Raw genomic sequence first — 21,896 nt, forward strand, 5'->3', positions numbered from 1 at the left:
TGGAGCTTTTTGCTTTTTCGTACTTTGAAGATATTACTTGAGTGCACTGACAATATAGCGGTGAATAGGGTTGGTCTGCTTCGGTGCAGACAGTGCCGGGCTAATAAACTTGGGTTGGGTGAATATTTGTTTGCTCACTAATGAGTGAATAAGCTCAAAATACTTCAGTTCTGTTTTCCCACATAGCAACAATGAAAAGTCATCGCCCAGTTTATCGTAGGCATTGAGCACCTCTCGGAACCCTCTGAGGTACAAGTAATCCTTCGTCAAACCGCCTCCTCGATACACACGAGCAGTCGTTGTAAATGCTTGAAGGTCAGACGTTTTATACTGTTCTTTTAATAGCATGAACGTATGGCGGAAATCTCGTTCCTTGATCATCGACTCTACCGCCAGGACTCGTAAGGCTAAGGTTCTTAGGCGTTTGATACTGAAATGTCCTGACAGATATTCACACAATATAGCCAGCCCTTCTTGGGTGTTGGTATTGGCTGGGCACCCTAAGCTCAGGACCTTTAGCGGTTGTTGACGACCATTAAGCGTAGTAAGAAGGTGTACACCCATTTCATGATGTGCGAGAGCCTCTAACTCATCGGTCGTGATGTATGCTGCGTGGTTAATTTTGACTCGAGACCCCGAAACGAGTGCGTTTGCTAACATCCCATCCAACACCTGTATTTCACACTCATATCTATTACGTTGAGCAAAGTTTTGCATGAAGTGTGCTATCGCACGGCTATCATGCTGCGGTTTGCTCTCTTCTTCCGTGGGAAGGTGTAAAATGAAATGGGCGTTGGCAATATCTTTGGCGCTCGGCTCTCCGTAATAGCGCAAGGAGTTATAAAGAAACTCTTGTGTACCGATAGTATTCACTTGATCCAATTTATCTGCGTAAGACTGAATCACATCCGCGTACAGCTTTTGTAATTGGGTGTCTTGAATATTTTCTAAAGGCAGTTCATACAGACGTCGCTTTGCGCTGTGAGTATCTAGATTGGTAGTTGAGTATTGGAAGTTAGGCTCTTGAGAGTATTTGTTCTTAATAAAGCGCTCTCTTTCCTGAGCATAATTGAGAGGATTCACGCTACTGAGGATATCAATATCAGCAACCAGTTGAGTTAGGTTTTCGTCTATTGCGAGTAGCTGATCAGAAATAGTGCCATTAAGCTGCGTCATGTTGTCGACTCCAAATGAGGTAGCCCAGCATAAGTATGCTGGTATGGCTCAAATTATCACCAGACAACGAATTTGAACAGCGTCATTAACGCAAAAAAGGCCCCACAATGTGGAGCCTAAACAATAAGCGATGGTATGTAAGTTATTGTTATGTCGTTAGGGCTAAGATCGCGCCTGGTAAAATAACGAATACAGACATTAGGTAGCCACCGACAACAGCTTTGTTCTTGATAGCCATTTCAGAAATCATCTCAGCGCCTTTCACTGGAATTTCACGTAGGAACGGAATACCAAAGATAAACAGTGTTGCCATGATATTAAATACTAGGTGTACCAGAGCGATTTGAAGCGCGAATACCGCAAACTCACCCGATACGGCTGTTGCTGCTAGTAGCGCCGTAATACAAGTACCAATGTTTGCACCTAGCGTGAATGGGTAAATATCACGAACTTTAAGAACGCCTGTACCCACAAGTGGAACCATCAAGCTAGTTGTTGTTGATGAAGATTGTACCAACACAGTCACGATTGAACCCGATACAATACCGTGAATAGGGCCACGACCAATCGCGTTTTTCAAAATTTCACGTGCGCGGCCAACCATTAGGCTCTTCATTAGCTTACCCATTACCGTAATTGCAACGAAGATTGTCGCAATACCCAAAACGATAAGCATGATGCCACCAACAGTATCACCGAATGTTGAAAGTGGCTCTTTAATTGCACCCACAACTGGTTTTGTTATTGGCTTAATGAAGTTGAATCCTTTAATGCTCATATCGCCAGTAGCAAGTAGTGGAGAAACAAGCCAATGAGAAACTTTCTCTAAAATGCCGAACATCATTTCCAACGGAAGGAAAATAGCAACAGCAAGTAAGTTGAAGAAGTCGTGAATAGTTGCGCTTGCAAATGCACGTTTGAACTCTTCTTTACAACGTACGTGACCAAGAGAAACAAGCGTATTAGTCACTGTGGTACCAATATTGGCACCCATCACCATTGGAATCGCGGTTTCTACTGGTAAGCCACCTGCAACCAAACCTACAATAATAGACGTTACAGTACTTGAGGACTGAATTAAGGCTGTTGCTACCAAGCCGATCATTAGCCCTGCAACAGGGTGAGCGGCAAACTCAAATAGCACCTTAGCTTGATCGCCAGTTGCCCATTTGAAGCCACTACCAACCATAGATACTGCTAGAAGAAGCAGATACAACATGAATGCCAAGTTAGCCCAGCGTAACCAACGAGCAGTGCTCGAAATTGGCGCCACTGTTGAAGTAGCTTGGTTCATCATAATTTTCTCCGTTGACCTTTCAGTTCATTTTTCGGTCTGTAGTTGAAACTGCGGGCGATGTTAGAGAACAAATATTTCAGTAATATTACAGATTTCTTGCTGTGAGTAATTTTTATTGTTCTTTTTGATAGTGGTGTGAGTAGGGAAAATTGATGGTTTTTAACTCCTTGAATTTAATGAGTAAATTTGACTTTTGTTTTGTGTGGTTTTTGCGTTTTCTTTAGAAAGAAAATGCGCCTCAGTTCAACTTTTATGACAGTATTAATTTTATATATTCGGTAAAACTTATGTTTTTGTAATGTATTGTATGGTTTTGTCGAGTTTATTGTTTGTCTCTGTCACATTTGGTATAAAAAGCATCACTTTCTTTTCGGGACTTGATCATGTCACATCTAAACTACAACCATCTATATTATTTCTGGATGGTGTGCAAACAGGGCTCTGTAACTAAAGCGGCCGATGCGCTTTTCCTGACACCGCAAACCGTGACAGGGCAGATTAAAGCGCTTGAAGAACGCATGAAAGGAAAGTTAACCAAACGAAATGGTCGTACAGTTGAGCCAACTGAGTTAGGGCAACTTGTTTTTAAGTACGCCGACCGAATGTTTGGTTTGAGTTATGAGATGTTAGATATCGTCAATTACAGTCAGCACTCGAACATTCTGTTTGAAGTTGGCGTAGCCGATGCGTTATCTAAGCGCTTGGTCAGTAAAGTACTAATGACGACTGTCCCGGAAGATAACAGTATTCATTTACGCTGTTATGAGTCAACCCACGAATTGCTACTTGAACGACTGTCTCAGCACAAGCTGGATATGATCCTCTCGGATTGTCCCGTTGACTCAACTCAAAGCCCTGGCCTTTATAGCAAAAAGCTAGGTGAGAGCAGCATGAGCTTTTTCGCCTCTTCTGAAATTGAAAATGTGCGTTTTCCTGAGATTCTGGAACAGAAAAAGCTTTTGATTCCTGCAAGCCGAACAGCAATGGGGCGTAAGGTTATTCAGTGGTTTGATCGTCAAGGTCTTCAGCCTAATGTGTTGGGAGAATTTGATGATGTCGCGTTGATGAAGGCTTTCGCACGGTACCACGATGATGTGATTTTCTTGGCGCCGACCGTATACATGTCGGAGATTGAGGACGACCGAAATCTACAGCTAATTGGTCATGTCGATGGGTTAAAAGAAGAGTACTACGTGATTTTTGCGGAACGAATGATCCAACACCCAGCGGTAAAAAATGTTTGTGATGCTGATTTCAGTCAAATGTTTGAGTAAACCCGTATCGTTGCGCAAATAAATAGATTACTATCAATAAAAATATAATTCTAAATAATACCTAAGTAACTCAAGATACTTGTTTTAGTGAGCAAAACTATTAATTATTGATGGCGCATCAATTCTCCACTTTGGTGGATAATATTGGTGTATCACTAACAACTAAATTAGAGGTTCTAATAATGAAGACTCTGGAAGTGTATCTTGATTTTCTTAGATATATAAATCAGTGCAACACAACAAGCTGGCCAGGGTTGGAATAAGTAAGTTGTAGCTAGAGGTCCAACACATGAATCTACAAGAAATGGAGCAGAACTCCGCAAAAGCCGTCGTGTTGCTCAAAGCGATGGCAAACGAGAGACGCCTACAAATCCTTTGTATGCTGCATAACCAAGAGCTGTCCGTGGGAGAGCTGTGTGCAAAGTTAGAGCTAAGCCAGTCGGCATTATCTCAGCATCTTGCTTGGCTTCGCCGTGATGAGCTAGTCACGACAAGGAAAGAAGCACAAACCGTGTACTACACATTAAAGAGTGATGAAGTGAAAGCGTTAATAAAAACACTGCATAGTCTTTATTGTGCTGAAAGCGCTTAGCGTTAATTACATATACCTAATATATCGTTCATTTTAGGCTGTGAGTCTAACTCGTTGGAATATTTGAGAGTGGCGTTAAACTTTTGATGGTAGAGTTGCTGCGCATCGACCAATTTGCTTTGTTCTCAAGTGTTTTATTGGTGCTTTCCAGTTTGAGCTTTATAAGGTAAATAAGCTGATGCCTTTGAATAGGCGTGCAGAAAAAAGAAAAGCTGGCATTGCCAGCTTTTTATTAAGAAAATTTTGTAGATATAAAAAAACCGACACAAGGTCGGTTTTTTCTTCACTGTAAAATCAGGACTCTATTAAAGAGCTTTGATTTGTGCAGCGAAACGAGACTTATGGCGAGCTGCTTTATTCTTGTGAATAAGGCCTTTAGTTGCCATGCGGTCTAGGATAGGTGTAACTACAGCGAATGCAGCAGTTGCAGCTTCTTTGTCGCCTGCTTCGATAGCAGCAACAGTTTTCTTCATGTAAGTACGCATCATTGAGCGACGGCTAGCATTGTGCTGACGACGTTTCTCAGCTTGGATAGCGCGCTTCTTAGCAGATTTACTATTTGCCAAGGGTCTAACTCCCAAAAACTTAGTTCTGTGACAATTTAAGGGCGAGGAATATCCCTCATTTGCGCTTAAATGTCAAATGATTTGTGCAAAAACCGATCTAAGCCAAAACAAATTTTGGTAAGAGAGGTTATCGCGGTTAAGATGGCGGGGATTCTAACAGCATTTTTATACCAATGCTAATAATTATCCGCGAAAGGCACACTTATTCCTTACAACCCGCGGATAGATTTTTGACGTCTATTTACAGCACCTGTCAGAGAAACAGTATAGGGTTAGCTGTCTTATGGTGATATTCCGAGGTTACAGTGAGTAAACGACTACTCAAGTCTGGCATGATCGTCAGTGCTATGACATTTATTTCCCGCGTTCTTGGCCTAGTTCGTGATGTTGTAGTGGCAAATTTAATGGGGGCAGGAGCAAGCGCAGACGTCTTTTTCTTCGCCAATAAAATTCCTAATTTTTTACGACGTTTGTTTGCTGAAGGTGCTTTTTCCCAAGCGTTTGTACCTGTTTTAACGGAAAGCCATGCTCAAGGCGACATGGATAAAACTCGGGAGCTCATTGCTCGCGCGGCGGGTACGTTAGGGGTGATAGTCTCGATTGTTACCATTTTAGGTGTCCTAGGCTCCGGCGTGGTCACTGCTGTGTTTGGTTTTGGTTGGTTCCTTGACTGGATGCATGGTGGCCCGGCTGCAGCAAAGTTTGAGCTTGCTAGCGTGATGCTCAAAATCACCTTTCCCTATTTATGGTTCATTACCTTTGTCGCTCTATCGGGCGCTATCCTCAATACATTAGGTAAATTTGCTGTCTCCTCCTTTACCCCTGTTTTCCTCAATGTGATGATTATTTTTGCGGCGTGGTTTATCTCGCCGCAAATGGAAATGCCAGAAATAGGGCTTTCCATTGGTGTTTTCTTAGGTGGTTTGGTCCAGTTCTTATTCCAAATTCCCTTCCTTATTAAAGCAGGCGTCATGGTTAAGCCAAAATGGGGCTGGCGCGATCCGGGTGTAGTGAAAATCCGCACTTTGATGATCCCCGCTTTATTTGGTGTATCGGTCAGTCAGATTAACCTGTTGTTTGATACGTTCATCGCCAGTTTTTTGCAAACCGGTTCGATTAGCTGGCTATATTACTCAGACCGCTTATTGGAATTTCCTTTAGGTCTGTTTGGTATTGCGATTGCGACTGTGATTTTACCCGCGCTTTCACGTAAACACGTTGACGCACAAAGTGAAGGCTTCGCGCAAACCATGGATTGGGGGGTGCGCATGGTGATCTTGCTTGGCCTTCCTGCAATGCTTGGTCTGATGGTACTGGCAAAACCTATGCTGATGGTTCTGTTTATGCGAGGTGAATTTTCTCCTCAAGACGTACATCAAGCATCATTGTCGCTTTTGCCTACGCTTCAGGTTTGTTGAACTTCATGCTGATTAAGGTGCTCGCGCCAGGTTATTACTCGCGTCAAGATACTAAAACGCCAGTAAAGTACGGCATCATTGCGATGGTGACCAACATGGTATTTAACGCAATTTTTGCGTACTTTTATGGTTACGTTGGTTTGGCTATCGCGACGGCACTTTCGGCGTTTGTGAATATGGCATTGCTGTATCGTGGTCTACATATCGCAGGGGTATACCAAATCACCAAACGAACCGTCTTCTTTATTATACGTTTGGTTATTGCAGGTGCGGCGATGGTGGCTGCGATCTTATGGCAATTGGAAGACATGTCAGTGTGGCTAGATTGGAGCTTTGCTCACCGCAGCGGTGTACTAGGAATGTTGATCGGTCTAGGAGCCGTGGTTTACCTAGTGGTTCTATTTTTAACTGGTGCACGCTTAAAAGACCTAAAAGCTGGGACAGACTAAGGGTGATTAGTATATAATCCGTCAGTTTCACACAGTGTAAAGTAAAAACAGAGGCAGAAAGCAGTATCCAATGGAACTGATTAGAGGCATTCACAATATCACCCCGCGACATCATGGTTGCGTGCTGACTATTGGCAATTTCGATGGTGTCCATAAAGGCCATCAACAAGTATTGCAGCAAGTGTCTGAGCAAGCGGACAGGCTATCATTGCCTTCTGTTGTGATGACCTTTGAACCTCAGCCGATGGAGCTGTTTGCCAAAGATAAGGCACCTGCACGGTTGACGCGATTACGCGATAAGTTCGTGCAATTGAGTAAGCTCGATATTGATCGCTTGCTCTGCGTCAATTTCAATCGTCATTTTGCAAGTTTAACCGCGGAAGAATTTATCCGTGACTTGTTGGTCGAGCGTTTGGGTGTTAAGTTTCTTGTCGTTGGTGATGATTTCTGCTTTGGCAAAGGCCGTACAGGTAACTTTGCAATGCTGCAGGAAGCGGGGGAAAAGTACGGTTTTGATGTCGTGAGTACCCAGAGCTTTTGTTTACAACAATTACGTGTCAGCAGTACGGCTATCCGTCAAGCGCTGGCGCGTGACGATTTGCATTCCGCGCAACAGATGCTGGGAAGAAACTACAGCATCAGCGGTCGTGTTTCTCACGGAAGAAAGCTGGGAAGAACGATAGGTTTTCCTACTGCGAATATTCCTTTGAAACGCTGTGTTTCTCCGGTTTCCGGAGTCTATGTTGTTCAAGCGCTTGGCTTAGGAAATAAGCCAATTGGCGGTGTCGCTAATATTGGTCAAAGACCGACTGTCAATGGCGTTCGCCAGCAGTTAGAAGTACACTTATTCGACTTTCATGCCAATTTATATGGCAAGCAACTAGAAGTGGAACTTTTGCATAAACTTCGAGATGAGCAAAAGTTTGAGTCGTTTGAAGCACTTAAACAACAAATCGAATTGGATGCTGAAGCAGCAAGGGTGTGGCTGCGTCAGCTTAAGCGTTGAGCGGTTTATTCCACCGTTCAACATAATGTCTAATTTTCGCCCAATATAACGGAATTAAGAATCGATGAGTGAGTATAAAGATACCCTGAACTTACCTGAAACAGGGTTTCCAATGCGCGGCAACCTGGCCAATCGTGAGCCAGAAATGCTTAAGCGTTGGTACAAAGAAGATCTTTACGGTGAAATCCGTAAAGCTAAGAAAGGCAAAAAGTCATTCGTATTGCACGATGGCCCTCCTTACGCAAATGGTGACATTCATATTGGTCACGCACTAAACAAGATTCTTAAAGACATTATTATTAAATCCAAAACACTTTCAGGTTTTGACGCACCTTACATTCCTGGCTGGGATTGCCACGGTCTACCTATTGAATTAATGGTAGAGAAAAAAGTAGGCAAGCCAGGCCAAAAAGTGACGGCAGCAGAATTCCGCGAGAAATGTCGTGAATACGCAGCAGGTCAGGTTGAAGGTCAGAAAGAGAGCTTCAAACGCCTTGGTATCATGGGTGAGTGGGACAAGCCATACCGCACTATGGATTTCGCAACTGAAGCGAACATTATTCGTGCTCTTGGTAAGATCGCAAGCAATGGTCACCTGCTAAAAGGTTTCAAACCTGTTCACTGGTGTACAGACTGTGGTTCTGCTCTTGCTGAAGCGGAAGTAGAATACAAAGATAAAGTATCGCCATCTATCGACGTTCGTTTTAAAGCGGCTGACGAAGCGGCACTGTTGTCTAAGTTTGAGCTGACTGAAGGTCATGAAGGTAAAGGCGATATCTCTATTGTCATCTGGACGACAACTCCTTGGACGCTTCCTGCGAACCGTGCTGTGTGTCTACGTGATGACCTTGAGTATGTACTTATCCAAGTTGAAGGCGAGCAACCTGAACGTATCATCGTTGCAGCTGAACTAGCGAAAGACGTGATGGACCGTGCTGGTATCGAGCACTTCCACAACCTTGGTTTTGCTAAAGGTGCGGAGCTTGAGCTTTCTCAATTCCAACACCCATTCTACGATTTCACTGTACCGGCGATCCTGGGTGATCACGTTACGACTGATTCAGGTACTGGCGTTGTTCACACTGCACCTGGTCACGGTCAAGAAGACTTCGCGGTTGGTAACAAGTACAACCTAGAAGTAGCAAACCCAGTTGGTTCAAACGGTGTTTACCTACCAGATACAGAGCTATTTGCTGGTCAGCACGTATTTAAAGCGAACGATGCGGTAGTAGAAGTACTGAAAGAAAAAGGTGCACTACTACACCACCACGCTTACGAGCACAGCTACCCACACTGTTGGCGTCATAAGACTCCAATCATCTTCCGTGCTACACCTCAATGGTTCGTTTCTATGGACCAAGCTGGCCTACGTGCTAAAGCATTAGAGTCAATCAAGAATGTAGAGTGGATGCCTGAGTGGGGTCAAAGCCGCATCGAAGGTATGATCGAAGGTCGCCCTGAGTGGTGTATCTCTCGTCAACGTACTTGGGGTGTGCCAATCGCTCTGTTTGTTCATAAAGAAACAGCAGAACTTCATCCAAACACACTAGAGCTGATTGAAAAAGTCGCGAAGTTGGTTGAAGAGAAAGGCATCCAAGCATGGTGGGATGTAGATGCCGCTGAACTACTAGGTGCTGACGCTGACCAATACGAAAAAGTACTAGATACGCTAGACGTATGGTTCGATTCAGGTGTCACTCACTTCTCCGTTGTTGATGCTCGTGAAGAGTACAACGGCAACAGTGCAGACCTATACTTAGAAGGTTCTGACCAACACCGTGGTTGGTTCCAGTCTTCTCTAATTTCATCTATCGCGATGAAAGACGAAGCGCCTTACAAACAAGTACTGACACACGGTTTCGTGGTTGATGGTCAGGGTCGTAAGATGTCTAAATCTATCGGTAACGTGGTTGCGCCAAAAGACGTAACTAACAAGCTAGGTGCTGACATTCTTCGTCTATGGGTTGCTTCAACAGACTACACTGGTGAAGTTGCGGTTTCGGATGAAATCCTAAAACGTAGCGCAGATGCTTACCGTCGTATCCGTAACACAGCGCGTTTCTTCCTTGCTAACCTAAGCGGCTTCAACCCTGAAACAGACATCGTTCCTGTTGAAGAGATGGTTGCGCTAGATCGCTGGGCAGTTGGTCGTGCGCTAGCAGCACAAGAAGAGATTGTTAAAGCATACGAAGAGTACAACACACACGGTGTGACTCAGCGTCTAATGCAATTCTGTTCGATCGAAATGGGCTCTTTCTACCTAGACGTAATTAAAGACCGTCAGTACACAGCAAAACGTGGCGGCAACGCTCAACGTAGCTGTCAGACTGCGCTTTACTACATTGTTGAAGCGCTTGTTCGTTGGATGGCGCCTATCATGTCGTTCACTGCAGATGAAATTTGGAACGAAATGCCAGGCGAGCGCGACAAGTTCGTATTCACTGGTGAGTGGTTCGACGGTCTATTCGGCCTTGCTGAAGGTGAAGAGCTGAACAATGAATTCTGGGCTGAGATCCAAGCGGTTCGTGGTGCAGTAAACAAACTTCTAGAAGATGCGCGTAAAGAGAAAACCATCGGTGGTGCACTACAAGCTGAAGTGACTCTATTTGCTGATGACGCTTTAGCGGCGAAGATCAACAAACTTGAAGATGAACTGCGCTTTGTTCTACTAACCTCTGCGGCGAAAGTTAAGCCTCTAGGTGAGAAGACTGATGCAGCACAAGCCACGGATATCGAAGGCTTGTTTGTTGAAGTAGCAGCAGCTGAAGGCGAGAAGTGTGATCGTTGTTGGCACCACACGCCAGACGTAGGCACAATTGAAGGTCACGAGAAAATCTGTGGTCGTTGTGTATCTAACGTAGAAGGCGAAGGTGAAGTACGTAAATTCGCGTAATTGCCTAGAACGACTGAACTTTTTAAAATTAACAGCCCCAGTATTTACTGGGGCTGTTTGTAGGTAAAGTAATGAGTGAAAAAGCACTGTCTTTAAAGCAATCTGGTATTCGCTGGTTATGGTTAGCGGTGGTTATCTTTTTAGCTGATATTGGCATTAAGTATGTTGTAATGAACAACATGGGATATGGCTGGGCAAACCGCATAGAAATTTTGCCATTCTTTAATCTTTTGTACGTGCATAACTATGGTGCTGCTTTTAGCTTTTTGAGTGATCAAGCGGGCTGGCAACGTTGGTTATTTACAGGTATTGCTTTTATCGTTACAGGTCTTTTGACTTACTGGATGAGCAAACTACCAGCGAAAGAGAAATGGAATAATATTGCTTATGCCATGATTATTGGTGGCGCAGTAGGCAACGTATTCGACCGAGTAATACATGGGTTTGTCGTGGATTATTTGGACTTTTTCTGGGGTAATTATCACTGGCCAGCGTTCAACCTTGCAGACATGGCGATCTGTATTGGTGCCGCGATGATTATTCTTGACGGCTTTCGAAAGAAAGACGAGGCGAAAGCCTAAGTAGTGGCAGTGTATATTGTGAAAAGTTGAATAACCCTAAGCGTCGCCCGTTGATTCGAGCGACGCTTTTTATTATGTTGGAGCGCCAATCAGCATATCAATGTATAAAAAGACCAAGCTGACAGCGTAATAACCCAAGAACAAGGAAGCAGTAACGTGACAACAATAACCAATGCATCTGTAGTAACCCTTCACTTTACGATTAAAATGAAAGACGGATCGGTTGCGGATAGTACTCATAACATGGGTAAACCAGCGAAATTTGTTATGGGTGATGGCAGCTTGAGTGAAAACTTTGAGCAGTGCTTGATAGGCCTCGAAACAGGCGCACAAAAAGCGATTGAGCTAAAAGCAGAAGACGCGTTTGGCATGCCAAATCCAGACCATGTACACCATATGGATCGCACCAAATTTGTAGGTGATGCAGAAGTAGAAGTGGGTACAATCATGGCGTTCAGTGGTCCTGATGGTATGGAAATCCCGGGCATTATTACAGAGATTGCTGGCGATTCAGTCACTGTGGACTTCAACCATCCTCTAGCGGGACAAGACGTGACTTTCGAAGTTGAAATTTTGTCAGTAGAATAGCGAACCCAATAAAGATAATTTCCATGAGCAATGAAATGAAAATCCTATTAGCTAACCCACGCGGCTTTTGTGCTGGTGTAGACCGTGCGATTAGCATCGTAGAGCGTGCGCTAGAGATGTATCAGCCACCGATTTATGTGCGTCATGAAGTGGTGCATAACCGTTTTGTGGTTGAAGGGCTAAAACAACGTGGCGCTGTCTTCGTTGAAGAGCTGCATGAAGTGCCAGACAACAACATTGTGATTTTTTCTGCTCATGGTGTATCGCAGGCGGTTCGTCAGGAAGCCAAGCAGCGAGATTTGACCGTATTTGACGCGACGTGTCCGTTGGTAACCAAAGTGCATATGGAAGTAGCGCGAGCAAGCCGCCGCAATATGGAAGTGGTTCTGATTGGTCACGCAGGTCACCCTGAAGTGGAAGGCACAATGGGGCAGTACGCGAGTGAAACCGGTGGTATGTACTTGGTTGAAACCCCGGCCGATGTTGAGAAACTGAAGTCGATTGTGAAAGATCCATCCGATCTTCATTACGTAAGCCAAACGACACTTTCTGTAGATGAAACTGCCGATGTTATCGAAGAGCTACGCCGCGTCTTCCCAGATATCCAAGGACCACGTAAAGACGATATCTGTTACGCGACACAAAACCGCCAAGATGCCGTACGTGAATTAGCGGGTGACGTAGATGTGATGGTTGTTGTGGGTTCAAAAAACTCATCAAACTCTACACGTCTTAAAGAGCTAGCTGAAAAGCTAGGGACACCTGGCTACTTAACCGACTGTCCGGAAGATATCAAACCTGAATGGTTCGAAGGCAAAACAAAGGTCGGCGTGACTGCGGGGGCATCTGCTCCGGAAGAGCTCGTTAATCAGATTCTAGAGCGAATCAAAGAACTCGTCGGTGCCGAAGCGGTCGATGAAGTGCTTGGTCGTGAAGAGAATATGTTCTTTGAAGTACCCAAAGAACTGCAAATCAAGCAAGTGGATTAATCTCCATTTATCGAATATTAAAAAGACGACCCGCGGGTCGTCTTTTTTACATCTCTCTCAGTGCATTTAGGTAATCACGAATCTGGTCTTTCCCTAAACCATCGATAATCATATCGGACATCTTCGTGATTCTTCGCTCAAGCGACTGAGCAACTCTTTCGCAATGTGCGTACACCTCTTCATCAGAACCTTCAGTCGGAAAGGCATCGACTTGCCAGTTTACTCGAACGCCACCCGCAAGCCACTGAGGAGCTGCCTCTTGATGTAAAGAGTCACAGAGAATAATAACGATGTCAGGAAGAAACTGAGTTCGCTCTTCCCATGAGTGGGTGTGGATATGTGGAATGGGAAGTTGGTGGTCATCTAAATATTTTTGCACCACCGGGTGAACTTTGCCTGTGGGATGAGAGCCACCGCTGGCGACACTAAAATCTGCTGGCAGGATATGGGTTGCGATCGACTCAGCGAGCACACTTCGTCCAGCATTGTGCTTACATATGAACAAAACTTTATACATCATCGCCTCGTCTTTTCGGAGCGTCTTATTTATACGCTAGCGGAAACTCAGCGGTGATGTGTGAACTTTTTGTGTTAGTGGCTAATGCCCAGCATCTCTTTGAGCACTTTAAGGTAGCGGCGGCTTACTGGTATCTCAAAGCCAGTTTTGGTGATGATTTCTGCTAATCCGTTTTCGAGTAATTTGATTTCGCTGATGGCCTTAATGCTGACTAAGTATTGGCGATGACAGCGTACCAGTGGGGTTTTCTCTTCTAGCGTTTTTAATGTTAGTTGAGTGCTCGCAGCTTGGCTGGTGGAACGTACATGCACGCCGCTGATGTCACTGTATGCACATTCTACCGTGTCGGTGGCCATGATGACGATACGGTTGTGCCCGATGCACGGAATCTGATCTAAAGTGTCGGGCGTAATAGCAGACAGCTGTTGAGTTAGGGCGGATTGACTAATGACTTTATTTAGCCGTTTGACCGTTTTGGTTAAACGGCATGGGTCGACAGGTTTGAGCAAGTAATCAAAGGCGTTGTCTTCAAACGCTTGAATTGCATACTGGTCGTAAGCCGTGACAAAAACCACATAAGGCATGGTTTCTGGATCAAGCATTCCAAGTAGTTCAATCCCAGTGACTTGAGGCATTTGGATATCGAGAAACACCACATCAGGTTTGAGCTCATTGATTTTTTTAGACCAAGGATCGCGTTTGAGGCATCGCCCACCACTTCAACTTGGCCTGTTTCATCCAATAACTCTGTCAGCTCTTCACGAGCAAACTGTTCATCATCAATGACGAGTGCGGTTAACATCCAACATTACCTTTATTGCTTCAGCGTGCTTTTATGATTTTGGGGGAATGATAAAGCTCATTTTAGTAAATTGATGTGGCTCGCACGTAATTTTTAGCGATGCATCACGCCCAAATTGATTAGTGAGACGTTTGTCGACAATTTCTAAACCTAGCCCGGAGTGGTTTTCTTTTGGCGGTTCAAAACTGCCTGCATTGTCTTCGACGGTAATCAAATGACCTTGTGGGTGTGCTTCGCTGTATATATGAACTTTACCACCTTCAAGCATGTTTGAAATGCCGTGTTTAATGGCATTCTCAACCAAAGGCTGGAGTGTAAAGCTTGGCAATTTGATGTCCAGCAATTCAGGTTGAATATCGATTTCAACCTCTAAGCGGTCCGTAAAACGAGCTTTTTCGATGCTCAAGTACGAGTTCACATGTGCAAGTTCTTCCTTTAGCGTCACGGTATTAATGTTCTGCTTTAAATTGCTGCGGAAGAAGTGCGATAAATTTTGGATTAGCTCGCGCGCTTTGTCAGGATCACGACGAGTAATCGCACTAATAGTATTGAGTGCATTAAACAAAAAGTGTGGATTCACCTGAGCGTGAAGCAGTTTGATTTCTGCTTGAGCGAGTAAGGCTTGTTGTTGTTGGTAATCGCCATACAGGATTTGGCTAGAGAGAAGCTGAGCTATCCCTTCCGCCATTGACATGTTGGCCGTGGAGAACAATTTACGCTTCGGTTCATACAGCTTTATGGTACCAATGACCTCTTTTCCCGCACGTAGTGGGATGATCAGCGCGGAGCCAAGTTTGCAGTCTTTTGCGATGGAACATTGGTATGGACGTTCTGCGCCATCAAGATAAATGATGTCGTTTTTCTCCATGGAGTCTAATGTGCTTTGCGATGAAATCGGCGTGTTCGGTTTATGGTGATCATCGCCAATGCCCACAAACGCCAAGATTTTTTCTTGGTCGGTAATCGCGACAGCGCCCACTTTGGTTTCTTCATAAATAATACGCGCGATTTTCTCAGCGTTTTCGGTGTTGAAGCCGTTGCTTAGAATTCCCACTGAGCGATCAGCAATGGTGAGTGCTCGACGCGAAAACGTCGCAGAAAACTTTTCAAAGATCGCTTTTCTGTCTTGCAGGATACTCATGAACAATGCCGCACCAAATGAGTTCGCGATGATCATAGGCGCTGCAATAGCGGACACCAGTTCATAGGCTTGATCAAAAGGTTTCGCGACGGCGAGCAGCAAAATCATTTGCACCACTTCTGCAACAAACGTGACGCTGAATACAACGCTTGGATTAAACAGCAATGCGCCTTTATTTCGCTTGATAAGGTAAACGTGGAGCAAGCCACCAATTACGCCCTCGGCGGTGGTTGAAATTGCACAGGCTAGGTCAGTAAAGCCACCAAGAGAGTATCGATGGATGCCACCAGTAAATCCGACGGCGAAACCTACCACTGGGCCACCAAACAGCCCGCCCATGACCGCGCCGATCGCGCGAGTATTGGCAATAGCGTCGTTGATATGCAGACCGAAATAGGTGCCGAGAATACAAAAGCCAGAGAAGAGTACGTAACAAATTAGGCGGTGGCTTAAGCGCGAAGAAATACTCAGCAAAGGTAAGATGATTGGCGTTTTACTTAGCATGTAAGCCAAAACTAAGTACACACACATCTGTTGTAAAAGGGAAACGACCAGTTCCATAGTGAACCTAACCTAGAATCAATGTTGTTATTGTATACCTAAGTCACCTCAAGATACTTGGCTCAGATAAATAAAGACACCTAAATACATGGCGCTGCGCTCCGAGTTCTGAATCTTAAAGTAACTTGGGTATAAAACAAAAAGAGCCCGCAATTGGCAGGCTCTTATCTTAGTCACTTGGATGTGACGAGTATTACGCTGTTTCTGATACGGCTTGTGGTTTCTCTTCGTCAGCCAGTTCAGTTTCACCTTTACCCTTAGAGGTTTTGATAACGTAACCAGTCACTGCTAGGGCAAACACAATACCGACGATAGTTGATAGTTGCATTGGCAGGCCAAAACCTAGCGAGCTGTTGTTTAAGATGAACGTGACACATACCGTGGTCATGAAGATAGCAGGGATAGTGGTAATCCAGTGCAGCTTGTTGTGACGTAGTAGGTAAGCGGACGCAGTCCAAAGCATCATTACTGCTGTTGTTTGGTTAGCAAAACCGAAGTAGCGCCAGATAATGCCGAAGTCTACTTGAGTTAAGATACCGCCGATAACGAACAGAGGAAGTGCCATCAGTAGACGGTTACGTAGCGTCTTTTGTTCCATGTTGAAGTATTCAGCAAGGATCAGACGGCTTGAACGGAATGCTGTATCGCCAGACGTAATTGGTAGGATAACCACACCTAGGAACGCAAGTATACCACCGAACACACCAAGCAGACCAAATGATGCGCTGTATACCACGTTACCAGGACCACCGTTTTTCACAGCTTCTGATAGTGCGTCTAGAGAGCCGAAGAAAGACAGAGCGATAGCACACCAGATTAGCGCGATAACACCTTCACCAATCATTGCTCCGTAGAAGACGAAACGACCGTTTTTCTCGTTTTCCATACAACGCGCCATCAGTGGAGACTGAGTCGCGTGGAAGCCAGAGATCGCGCCACATGCGATAGTGATGAACAGTGCTGGCCATAGTGGCATATCATTTGGGTTAAGGTTCGAGAACATGTCTGAAACTTGGAAGTCACCCATTACTGTGTGTTCGCTAGAAAACGCAACGGCTGTCATTAGACCAACAGACATAAAGATAAGTAGAGCGCCAAACAGTGGGTAGAAGCGGCCAATGATTTTATCGACAGGAACAATCGTCGCAATGATGTAGTAAGCGAAGATAGCGATAACCATTGTAGTCATGCTTACGCTCAAGCTTGTTTGATCATTGATGAGGTTAGTAATCATGCCTGCAGGAGCAGAAACGAACACTACGCCAACAAGAAGCAGTAGGACAATGGCAAAAATATTCATAAAGTGTTTTGCGCCATTACCTAGGTAGCGACCTGTGATAGTAGGTACAGATGCGCCGCCGTTACGCACTGAAAGCATGCCAGAGAAGTAATCGTGTACTGCGCCAGCAAAAATACAACCGACAACAATCCAAAGCATTGCCGCTGGACCGTATAGCGCACCCATTATTGGGCCGAAAATTGGACCAACACCAGCGATGTTAAGTAGCTGAACTAGATAAACTTTCTTTGTTGACATTGGAACGAAGTCAACACCGTCCGATTTGGTGTGAGCAGGCGTTTGGCGTTTTTCATTGATGCCGAAAATCTTCTCGACGAAAGCGCCGTAGATGAAGTATCCGCCGATTAGGGCTGCGACACAGGTTAGAAACCACATCATAGCAATTGTCCTTGGTCTTAGTTGGGTAGGGTAATTTTTTAATCTCAGGATGCATGTTATGCGTCACTTGTGTTAAATGCATTCGGTTAGTAGATGAGTGGTCGAATAGAGCACTGAGTGGTCGATATACTGCTTGAGCGGTTTTTAAAAATGGCGAACGGTTGATTGTAGTAGTGAGCGGTTGATTCGAGGCGTCAGTGGTTTAATCTGCAAGCTAAGCGGCAAACGCCAATAATTAGTGGTAAGCTTATTTTTGAAAACAATTACTTAAGGAAGAACCATGAAAAAGGCAACGTTAGGTTTGGCGCTGGCTTTACTTGCAGGATGCGCTGCAACGACGGAAGATCTTGCCAAGTCAGGAGATTGGCATCAGATCGGATATCAAGATGGTGTAGCCGGACATACATCACGCACGATGAGCGAGCTGCGTGAGTTGGGTAGCGTTAAGCAAAGTGATTACGACCAAGGTTATTTAGAGGGGCTACGTGAATACTGCAACCCTGCTTTTGCGTATCAAATGGGGCTATCTGGTCAGTATTATGAAGGGGTTTGTGAGGGTACTGAGCAAGCACAAAAATTCCGTATGGAATGGCAGCGTGGCTGGAATGAGTACTCAAATTAATAGTCAATAAAGCCGTTGTGATACCGTCCGCAAAACATAATTGTGGCAAAATTCCCATTATTAAACTATGTTCATATTGCTTGATAGTGAGCACAGAAAAAAGGAATCACATTATGTCAACGCAAATGGCTGGTGGCTGGAGTCCATTTAATGAACTCAAAGCAGAGGATAAAGAAGTATTTGCTAAAGGTATCGAGGGGTTTGTCGGCGTCAAATATTCCCTTTGGTTGTGGCTACTCAAGTCGTAGCCGGACAAAACTATGCGTTTTTCTGTAATGCAGAAGTTGTCTACCCTGGAGCACAACCATACCCAGCAATGGTTCATATGTTCAGCGACCTTGAAGGTAAAGTCGGTATTACTCACATTGAACGATTGAACTACTAAATTAAGCCATAAAAGGCGCCTGACTTTTAAATAAGTGAGGCGCTTTATTGATTAAGATTGATTCGCTTGATCGATCATGACTTTTCTTAAATATCCTTGTTTGGCTTTCAGTTGCTCAGTCGCGCTTTCTTTATCCAGCCCGGTTAAAATTATCAAAATCGCTAACTTGGCGTCGTAGTCCGTTTCTTTGAGCGCAGTTTTAGCCTCTTGGTTAGTACAATCTGTTGCTTGCATAACAATACGAGCCGCTCTTGCAACTAGCTTTGCATTCGTCGCTTTCACATCTACCATTAAGTTCTGATAACTTTTGCCTAGGCGAATCATGCTTGCAGTAGTGAGCATGTTCAGGACGAGCTTTTGCGCCGTCCCTGATTTTAAGCGAGTGGAGCCCGTTAACGCTTCAGGTCCAACAACGGGGCTGATCGCAATATCGGCAATATCTGCAATCGGAGAGTCAGGGTTACAAGATAGTGCTACAGTGGTGGCACCAAGTTCGTTCGCATACTCTAAGCCACCAATCACGTACGGTGTCCGTCCACTTGCCGCAATACCAACGACGACATCGCGTTGTGTTAGCGCATTCTCTTTAAGATCTTGCTCGCCTAGTACAGGATCGTCCTCTGCCCCTTCTTTCGCGCGGAACATTGCCTCTTTTCCACCCGCAATAATACCAACGACCATCTCTGGATCCGTGCCAAAAGTTGGTGGGCATTCTGAAGCGTCCAAGACGCCGAGCCGACCACTGGTGCCTGCACCGATGTAAAACAACCGACCTCCGATCTTAAATGCTTCCGTGATCTTATCAACGGCTTGAGCGATCTCTGGTAGCACTTTCTCGACCGCAATTGGGACGAGTTTATCTTGTTGGTTTAAACGCTGCACAATATCGAATGAAGGAAGAAGATCGATATCCATTGTTTCAGGATTTCGACCTTCAGAGACAAGGTGAGAAAGAGCCGCAATAAGCGCGTCATTTGTCATAGTAATTTAAGCCTTCGTGATTAATTTTTTGAGTAGAGTACGCCAAGTGAAGCGAGACGACTTGCCCCTGTGACTTCCGGTAAATTGCTAGGGAGGCTATGAATATAGCGCTGCGCAAGCCAAGCAAATGCCATGGCTTCCATGTAGTCACCATCAACGCCTTTTTCTGCCGTTGTCTCAACGTGCCATTGTGGCAATAACTTAGTCAATCGCTGCATTAAAAGTGGGTTTCTTGCTCCACCGCCACAGACCAATAGTTGAGGTGTGATGCCATGAGAAAACTTGTCGACTTCGTTGGCAATGGTAATCGCAGAATATTCGCAGAGTGTACGCTGTACGTCTTCGGTTGGTAAATTGTAATGAGCCAGTTGCTGATGCAGCCAGTCAATATTGAACAGTTCTCGCCCGGTACTTTTAGGTGCTGGCATGGCGAGGTAAGCTTCTTTAAGTAATTGAGTCAACAAAGTAGCGTTTACCGTTCCTTTCAGTGCAAATTGTGCATCTTTGTCGAAGCTTTGCCCAGTGTGCAGCGCACACCACGCGTCCATCAACATGTTGCCCGGACCAGTGTCATAGCCAATGACTGGTTGCTCGGGATGCAGTACAGAGATGTTGGCTATGCCACCGATGTTCAGCACCACGGTAGTGGAATCTTGCATGGCAAAGATACTTTTATGAAAAGCGGGAACCAGCGGTGCACCTTGACCACTTAGCGCCATATCTTTACGTCGAAAATCTGCAACCGTATCAATCCCTGTTTTCACTGCGATGATGTTGGCATCACCCAACTGAGTGGTAAAGGGTAACTCTCCAGTAGGTTGGTGGAATACCGTTTGACCGTGATTACCAATCGCACGAATTTGTTCCGCGACGCAGCCAGACTTATTGAGCAGTTGTAAAACGGCGTCAGCGAAGAGGTGGCCAAGTTGGTGATCCAATTCACCTATGGCTTTTAAATTTGTGGCTTGACCGGTACAAACAGATAACAGCATTTCTTTCAGTGCTGTGGGCATTGGGTAATCGTCGTGCGCAACCAGACGAACGTGCTCATCACTTATTTCAACCAGAGCGGTATCAACGCCGTCCATACTCGTTCCAGACATCACACCAATGTACAGTTCGTTAAATTTCATAGCCGATCTCGTCAATTCTTCATTCACTTATTGTAAAGCAAATCTGAAGCGAATAACCTCATCGAATACGAGATATTCAGCCGATTTTGAGGAGAAAACATGGGACCGTTATGGGTTGACGTCGCGGGTTATGAACTGACCGCTGAAGACAAAGAAATTCTGGAACATCCTACGGTTGGTGGCTTAATTCTATTTGCTCGTAACTATCATGATAGTGAACAGCTTCAAGCACTTACTCAATCAATCCGCAAGGCAGCCAAGCGCCCGATTTTGATCGGTGTGGATCAAGAAGGGGGCGAGTACAACGCTTCCGTGAAGGTTTCTCATTGATCCCTGCAGCCGAAGAATACGCCAAACATCAAAATGGTGAAGAGTTAGCACGTATGGGCGGTTGGCTAATGGCAGCGGAGTTGATAGCACACGACATTGATTTAAGCTTTGCACCCGTGCTCGATAAAGGTCATCAATGTAAAGCGATCGGTAACCGAGCATTTGGCGAAGATGCCGATACCATTCTTCGATTTAGCACCGCTTACATGCAGGGCATGAAGAGCGTTGGAATGGCAACAACAGGCAAGCACTTCCCGGGTCACGGTGGTGTGATTGCTGATTCACACTTAGAAACGCCATACGACGAGCGCAGCGACATTTTTGAACAAGACATGGCTATCTTTAAAGCGCAAATTGATGCCGGTATTTTAGATGCCATGATGCCTGCTCACGTGATTTTTCCGAACTACGACTCTCAGCCTGCGAGTGGTTCAGAATACTGGTTGAAACAAGTTTTGCGACAGCAACTCGGTTTTAAAGGCTTGGTTTTCTCCGATGATCTGACGATGGAAGGCGCTGCAATCATGGGTAGTCCTGCCGAGCGTGGGGTTCAAGCCTTGAAAGCTGGTTGCGATATGCTATTGATGTGTAATAAGCGCGAAGCACATATTGAGGTGTTGGATAACTTGCCGGTATCAACTGTGCCACTGGCGGATGCGTTACTGAAAAAACAGTCGTTTTCTCTAAGCGATCTCAAGTTATCTCAAGAGTGGAAAGCGGCGAGTGAAGCGATGAAACGCTTGACCAGCTAAACCTCTTGTAAACGATTCAAAACACCGATTAGAAGCCAAAGTTAATTATACTTTGGCTTTTTATTTGTCTGTAAATAATATTTTACACCAAATGTTTTTTATTGTGTACGCTTGTTTTTCTTTTTTAGCCTGTTATCTTGTCGTTAAAGCTTAGTTGTCTCACCA

General features: G+C 44.9%; 16 protein-coding genes and 4 pseudogenes. 11 read left to right on the plus strand and 9 right to left on the minus strand.

Annotated features, from left to right (window positions below; translation table 11 throughout):
• Positions 1-33 precede the first annotated feature (33 nt).
• On the minus strand, positions 34-1,176 hold the full coding sequence (locus P4S59_RS02865; RefSeq protein ID WP_337167959.1) for a flavohemoglobin expression-modulating QEGLA motif protein: 1,143 nt from the start codon (positions 1,174-1,176) through the stop codon (positions 34-36).
• A gap of 148 nt (positions 1,177-1,324) precedes the next feature.
• A complete protein-coding gene (locus P4S59_RS02870; RefSeq protein WP_031780616.1) occupies positions 1,325-2,470 on the minus strand; it encodes a Na/Pi symporter in 1,146 nt (381 codons plus the stop codon).
• Positions 2,471-2,856: 386 nt separating this feature from the next.
• On the opposite strand from P4S59_RS02870, the gene nhaR reads away from it, so the two are divergent.
• Entirely contained in the window at positions 2,857-3,747 is an 891-nt protein-coding gene (gene nhaR, locus P4S59_RS02875) for a transcriptional activator NhaR (protein ID WP_005381942.1), read from the plus strand.
• 289 nt (positions 3,748-4,036) lie between these two features.
• Positions 4,037-4,339, plus strand: coding sequence for an ArsR/SmtB family transcription factor (locus tag P4S59_RS02880; protein ID WP_005397309.1), 303 nt, complete (start codon positions 4,037-4,039; stop codon positions 4,337-4,339).
• Positions 4,340-4,644: 305 nt separating this feature from the next.
• On the opposite strand, the gene rpsT is transcribed toward P4S59_RS02880, so the two are convergent.
• Complete coding sequence (rpsT, locus tag P4S59_RS02885) at positions 4,645-4,905, minus strand: 30S ribosomal protein S20 (RefSeq protein WP_005381938.1); 261 nt, start codon at positions 4,903-4,905, stop codon at positions 4,645-4,647.
• A 305-nt stretch (positions 4,906-5,210) separates the two neighbouring features.
• Between rpsT and murJ the strand changes: the two are divergent.
• The 6 genes and pseudogenes from murJ to ispH all read left to right on the plus strand — a co-directional run bounded on the left by murJ (position 5,211) and on the right by ispH (position 12,829).
• Positions 5,211-6,772, plus strand: a pseudogene (gene murJ, locus P4S59_RS02890) (murein biosynthesis integral membrane protein MurJ).
• 70 nt (positions 6,773-6,842) lie between these two features.
• A complete protein-coding gene (gene ribF / locus P4S59_RS02895; RefSeq protein WP_046873948.1) occupies positions 6,843-7,778 on the plus strand; it encodes a bifunctional riboflavin kinase/FAD synthetase in 936 nt (311 codons plus the stop codon).
• A 64-nt stretch (positions 7,779-7,842) separates the two neighbouring features.
• Positions 7,843-10,671 carry an isoleucine--tRNA ligase gene (gene ileS, locus P4S59_RS02900; RefSeq protein ID WP_182019269.1) on the plus strand — a complete coding sequence of 943 codons (2,829 nt, stop codon included), beginning with the start codon at positions 7,843-7,845 and terminating at the stop codon, positions 10,669-10,671.
• A 71-nt stretch (positions 10,672-10,742) separates the two neighbouring features.
• Positions 10,743-11,252, plus strand: coding sequence for a signal peptidase II (lspA, locus tag P4S59_RS02905; RefSeq protein WP_005397302.1), 510 nt, complete (start codon positions 10,743-10,745; stop codon positions 11,250-11,252).
• Positions 11,253-11,408: 156 nt separating this feature from the next.
• Positions 11,409-11,840, plus strand: coding sequence for an FKBP-type peptidyl-prolyl cis-trans isomerase (gene fkpB / locus P4S59_RS02910; protein ID WP_161442077.1), 432 nt, complete (start codon positions 11,409-11,411; stop codon positions 11,838-11,840).
• Positions 11,841-11,863: 23 nt separating this feature from the next.
• On the plus strand, positions 11,864-12,829 hold the full coding sequence (ispH, locus tag P4S59_RS02915) for a 4-hydroxy-3-methylbut-2-enyl diphosphate reductase (protein WP_047009110.1): 966 nt from the start codon (positions 11,864-11,866) through the stop codon (positions 12,827-12,829).
• 46 nt (positions 12,830-12,875) lie between these two features.
• Here ispH and P4S59_RS02920 read toward each other — a convergent pair whose 3' ends face one another.
• From P4S59_RS02920 to P4S59_RS02935, 4 genes and pseudogenes are all read right to left on the minus strand, one after another.
• Positions 12,876-13,349 (minus strand): arsenate-mycothiol transferase ArsC, encoded by a 474-nt coding sequence (locus P4S59_RS02920; protein ID WP_337167960.1) that lies wholly within the window; start codon positions 13,347-13,349, stop codon positions 12,876-12,878.
• Positions 13,350-13,420: 71 nt separating this feature from the next.
• A pseudogene (gene btsR / locus P4S59_RS02925) lies at positions 13,421-14,148 on the minus strand (two-component system response regulator BtsR).
• A gap of 31 nt (positions 14,149-14,179) precedes the next feature.
• Positions 14,180-15,850 carry a sensor histidine kinase gene (locus P4S59_RS02930; RefSeq protein ID WP_005397519.1) on the minus strand — a complete coding sequence of 557 codons (1,671 nt, stop codon included), beginning with the start codon at positions 15,848-15,850 and terminating at the stop codon, positions 14,180-14,182.
• A 193-nt stretch (positions 15,851-16,043) separates the two neighbouring features.
• Positions 16,044-17,528 (minus strand): carbon starvation CstA family protein, encoded by a 1,485-nt coding sequence (locus tag P4S59_RS02935; protein ID WP_005381914.1) that lies wholly within the window; start codon positions 17,526-17,528, stop codon positions 16,044-16,046.
• Positions 17,529-17,808: 280 nt separating this feature from the next.
• Between P4S59_RS02935 and P4S59_RS02940 the strand changes: the two genes are divergently transcribed.
• Together P4S59_RS02940 and P4S59_RS02945 are read left to right on the plus strand one after the other, a co-directional pair.
• Entirely contained in the window at positions 17,809-18,150 is a 342-nt protein-coding gene (locus P4S59_RS02940; protein WP_012842128.1) for a DUF2799 domain-containing protein, read from the plus strand.
• A gap of 113 nt (positions 18,151-18,263) precedes the next feature.
• Positions 18,264-18,535 (plus strand): annotated as a pseudogene (locus P4S59_RS02945) (hypothetical protein).
• Positions 18,536-18,586: 51 nt separating this feature from the next.
• Here the strand turns inward: P4S59_RS02945 and murQ are convergent.
• Both murQ and P4S59_RS02955 read right to left on the minus strand, forming a co-directional pair.
• A complete protein-coding gene (gene murQ / locus P4S59_RS02950) occupies positions 18,587-19,516 on the minus strand; it encodes an N-acetylmuramic acid 6-phosphate etherase (protein WP_337167961.1) in 930 nt (309 codons plus the stop codon).
• Between the two features lie 20 nt (positions 19,517-19,536).
• Positions 19,537-20,649, minus strand: a complete 1,113-nt coding sequence (locus P4S59_RS02955) for an anhydro-N-acetylmuramic acid kinase (RefSeq protein WP_337167962.1) — start codon at positions 20,647-20,649, stop codon at positions 19,537-19,539.
• A gap of 99 nt (positions 20,650-20,748) precedes the next feature.
• On the opposite strand from P4S59_RS02955, the pseudogene nagZ reads away from it, so the two are divergent.
• A pseudogene (gene nagZ / locus P4S59_RS02960) lies at positions 20,749-21,731 on the plus strand (beta-N-acetylhexosaminidase).
• The last annotated feature ends 165 nt before the right edge of the window (positions 21,732-21,896 follow it).

This window comes from Vibrio sp. M60_M70 (assembly GCF_037162085.1).
In the GTDB taxonomy this organism is placed as follows: domain Bacteria; phylum Pseudomonadota; class Gammaproteobacteria; order Enterobacterales; family Vibrionaceae; genus Vibrio; species Vibrio diabolicus.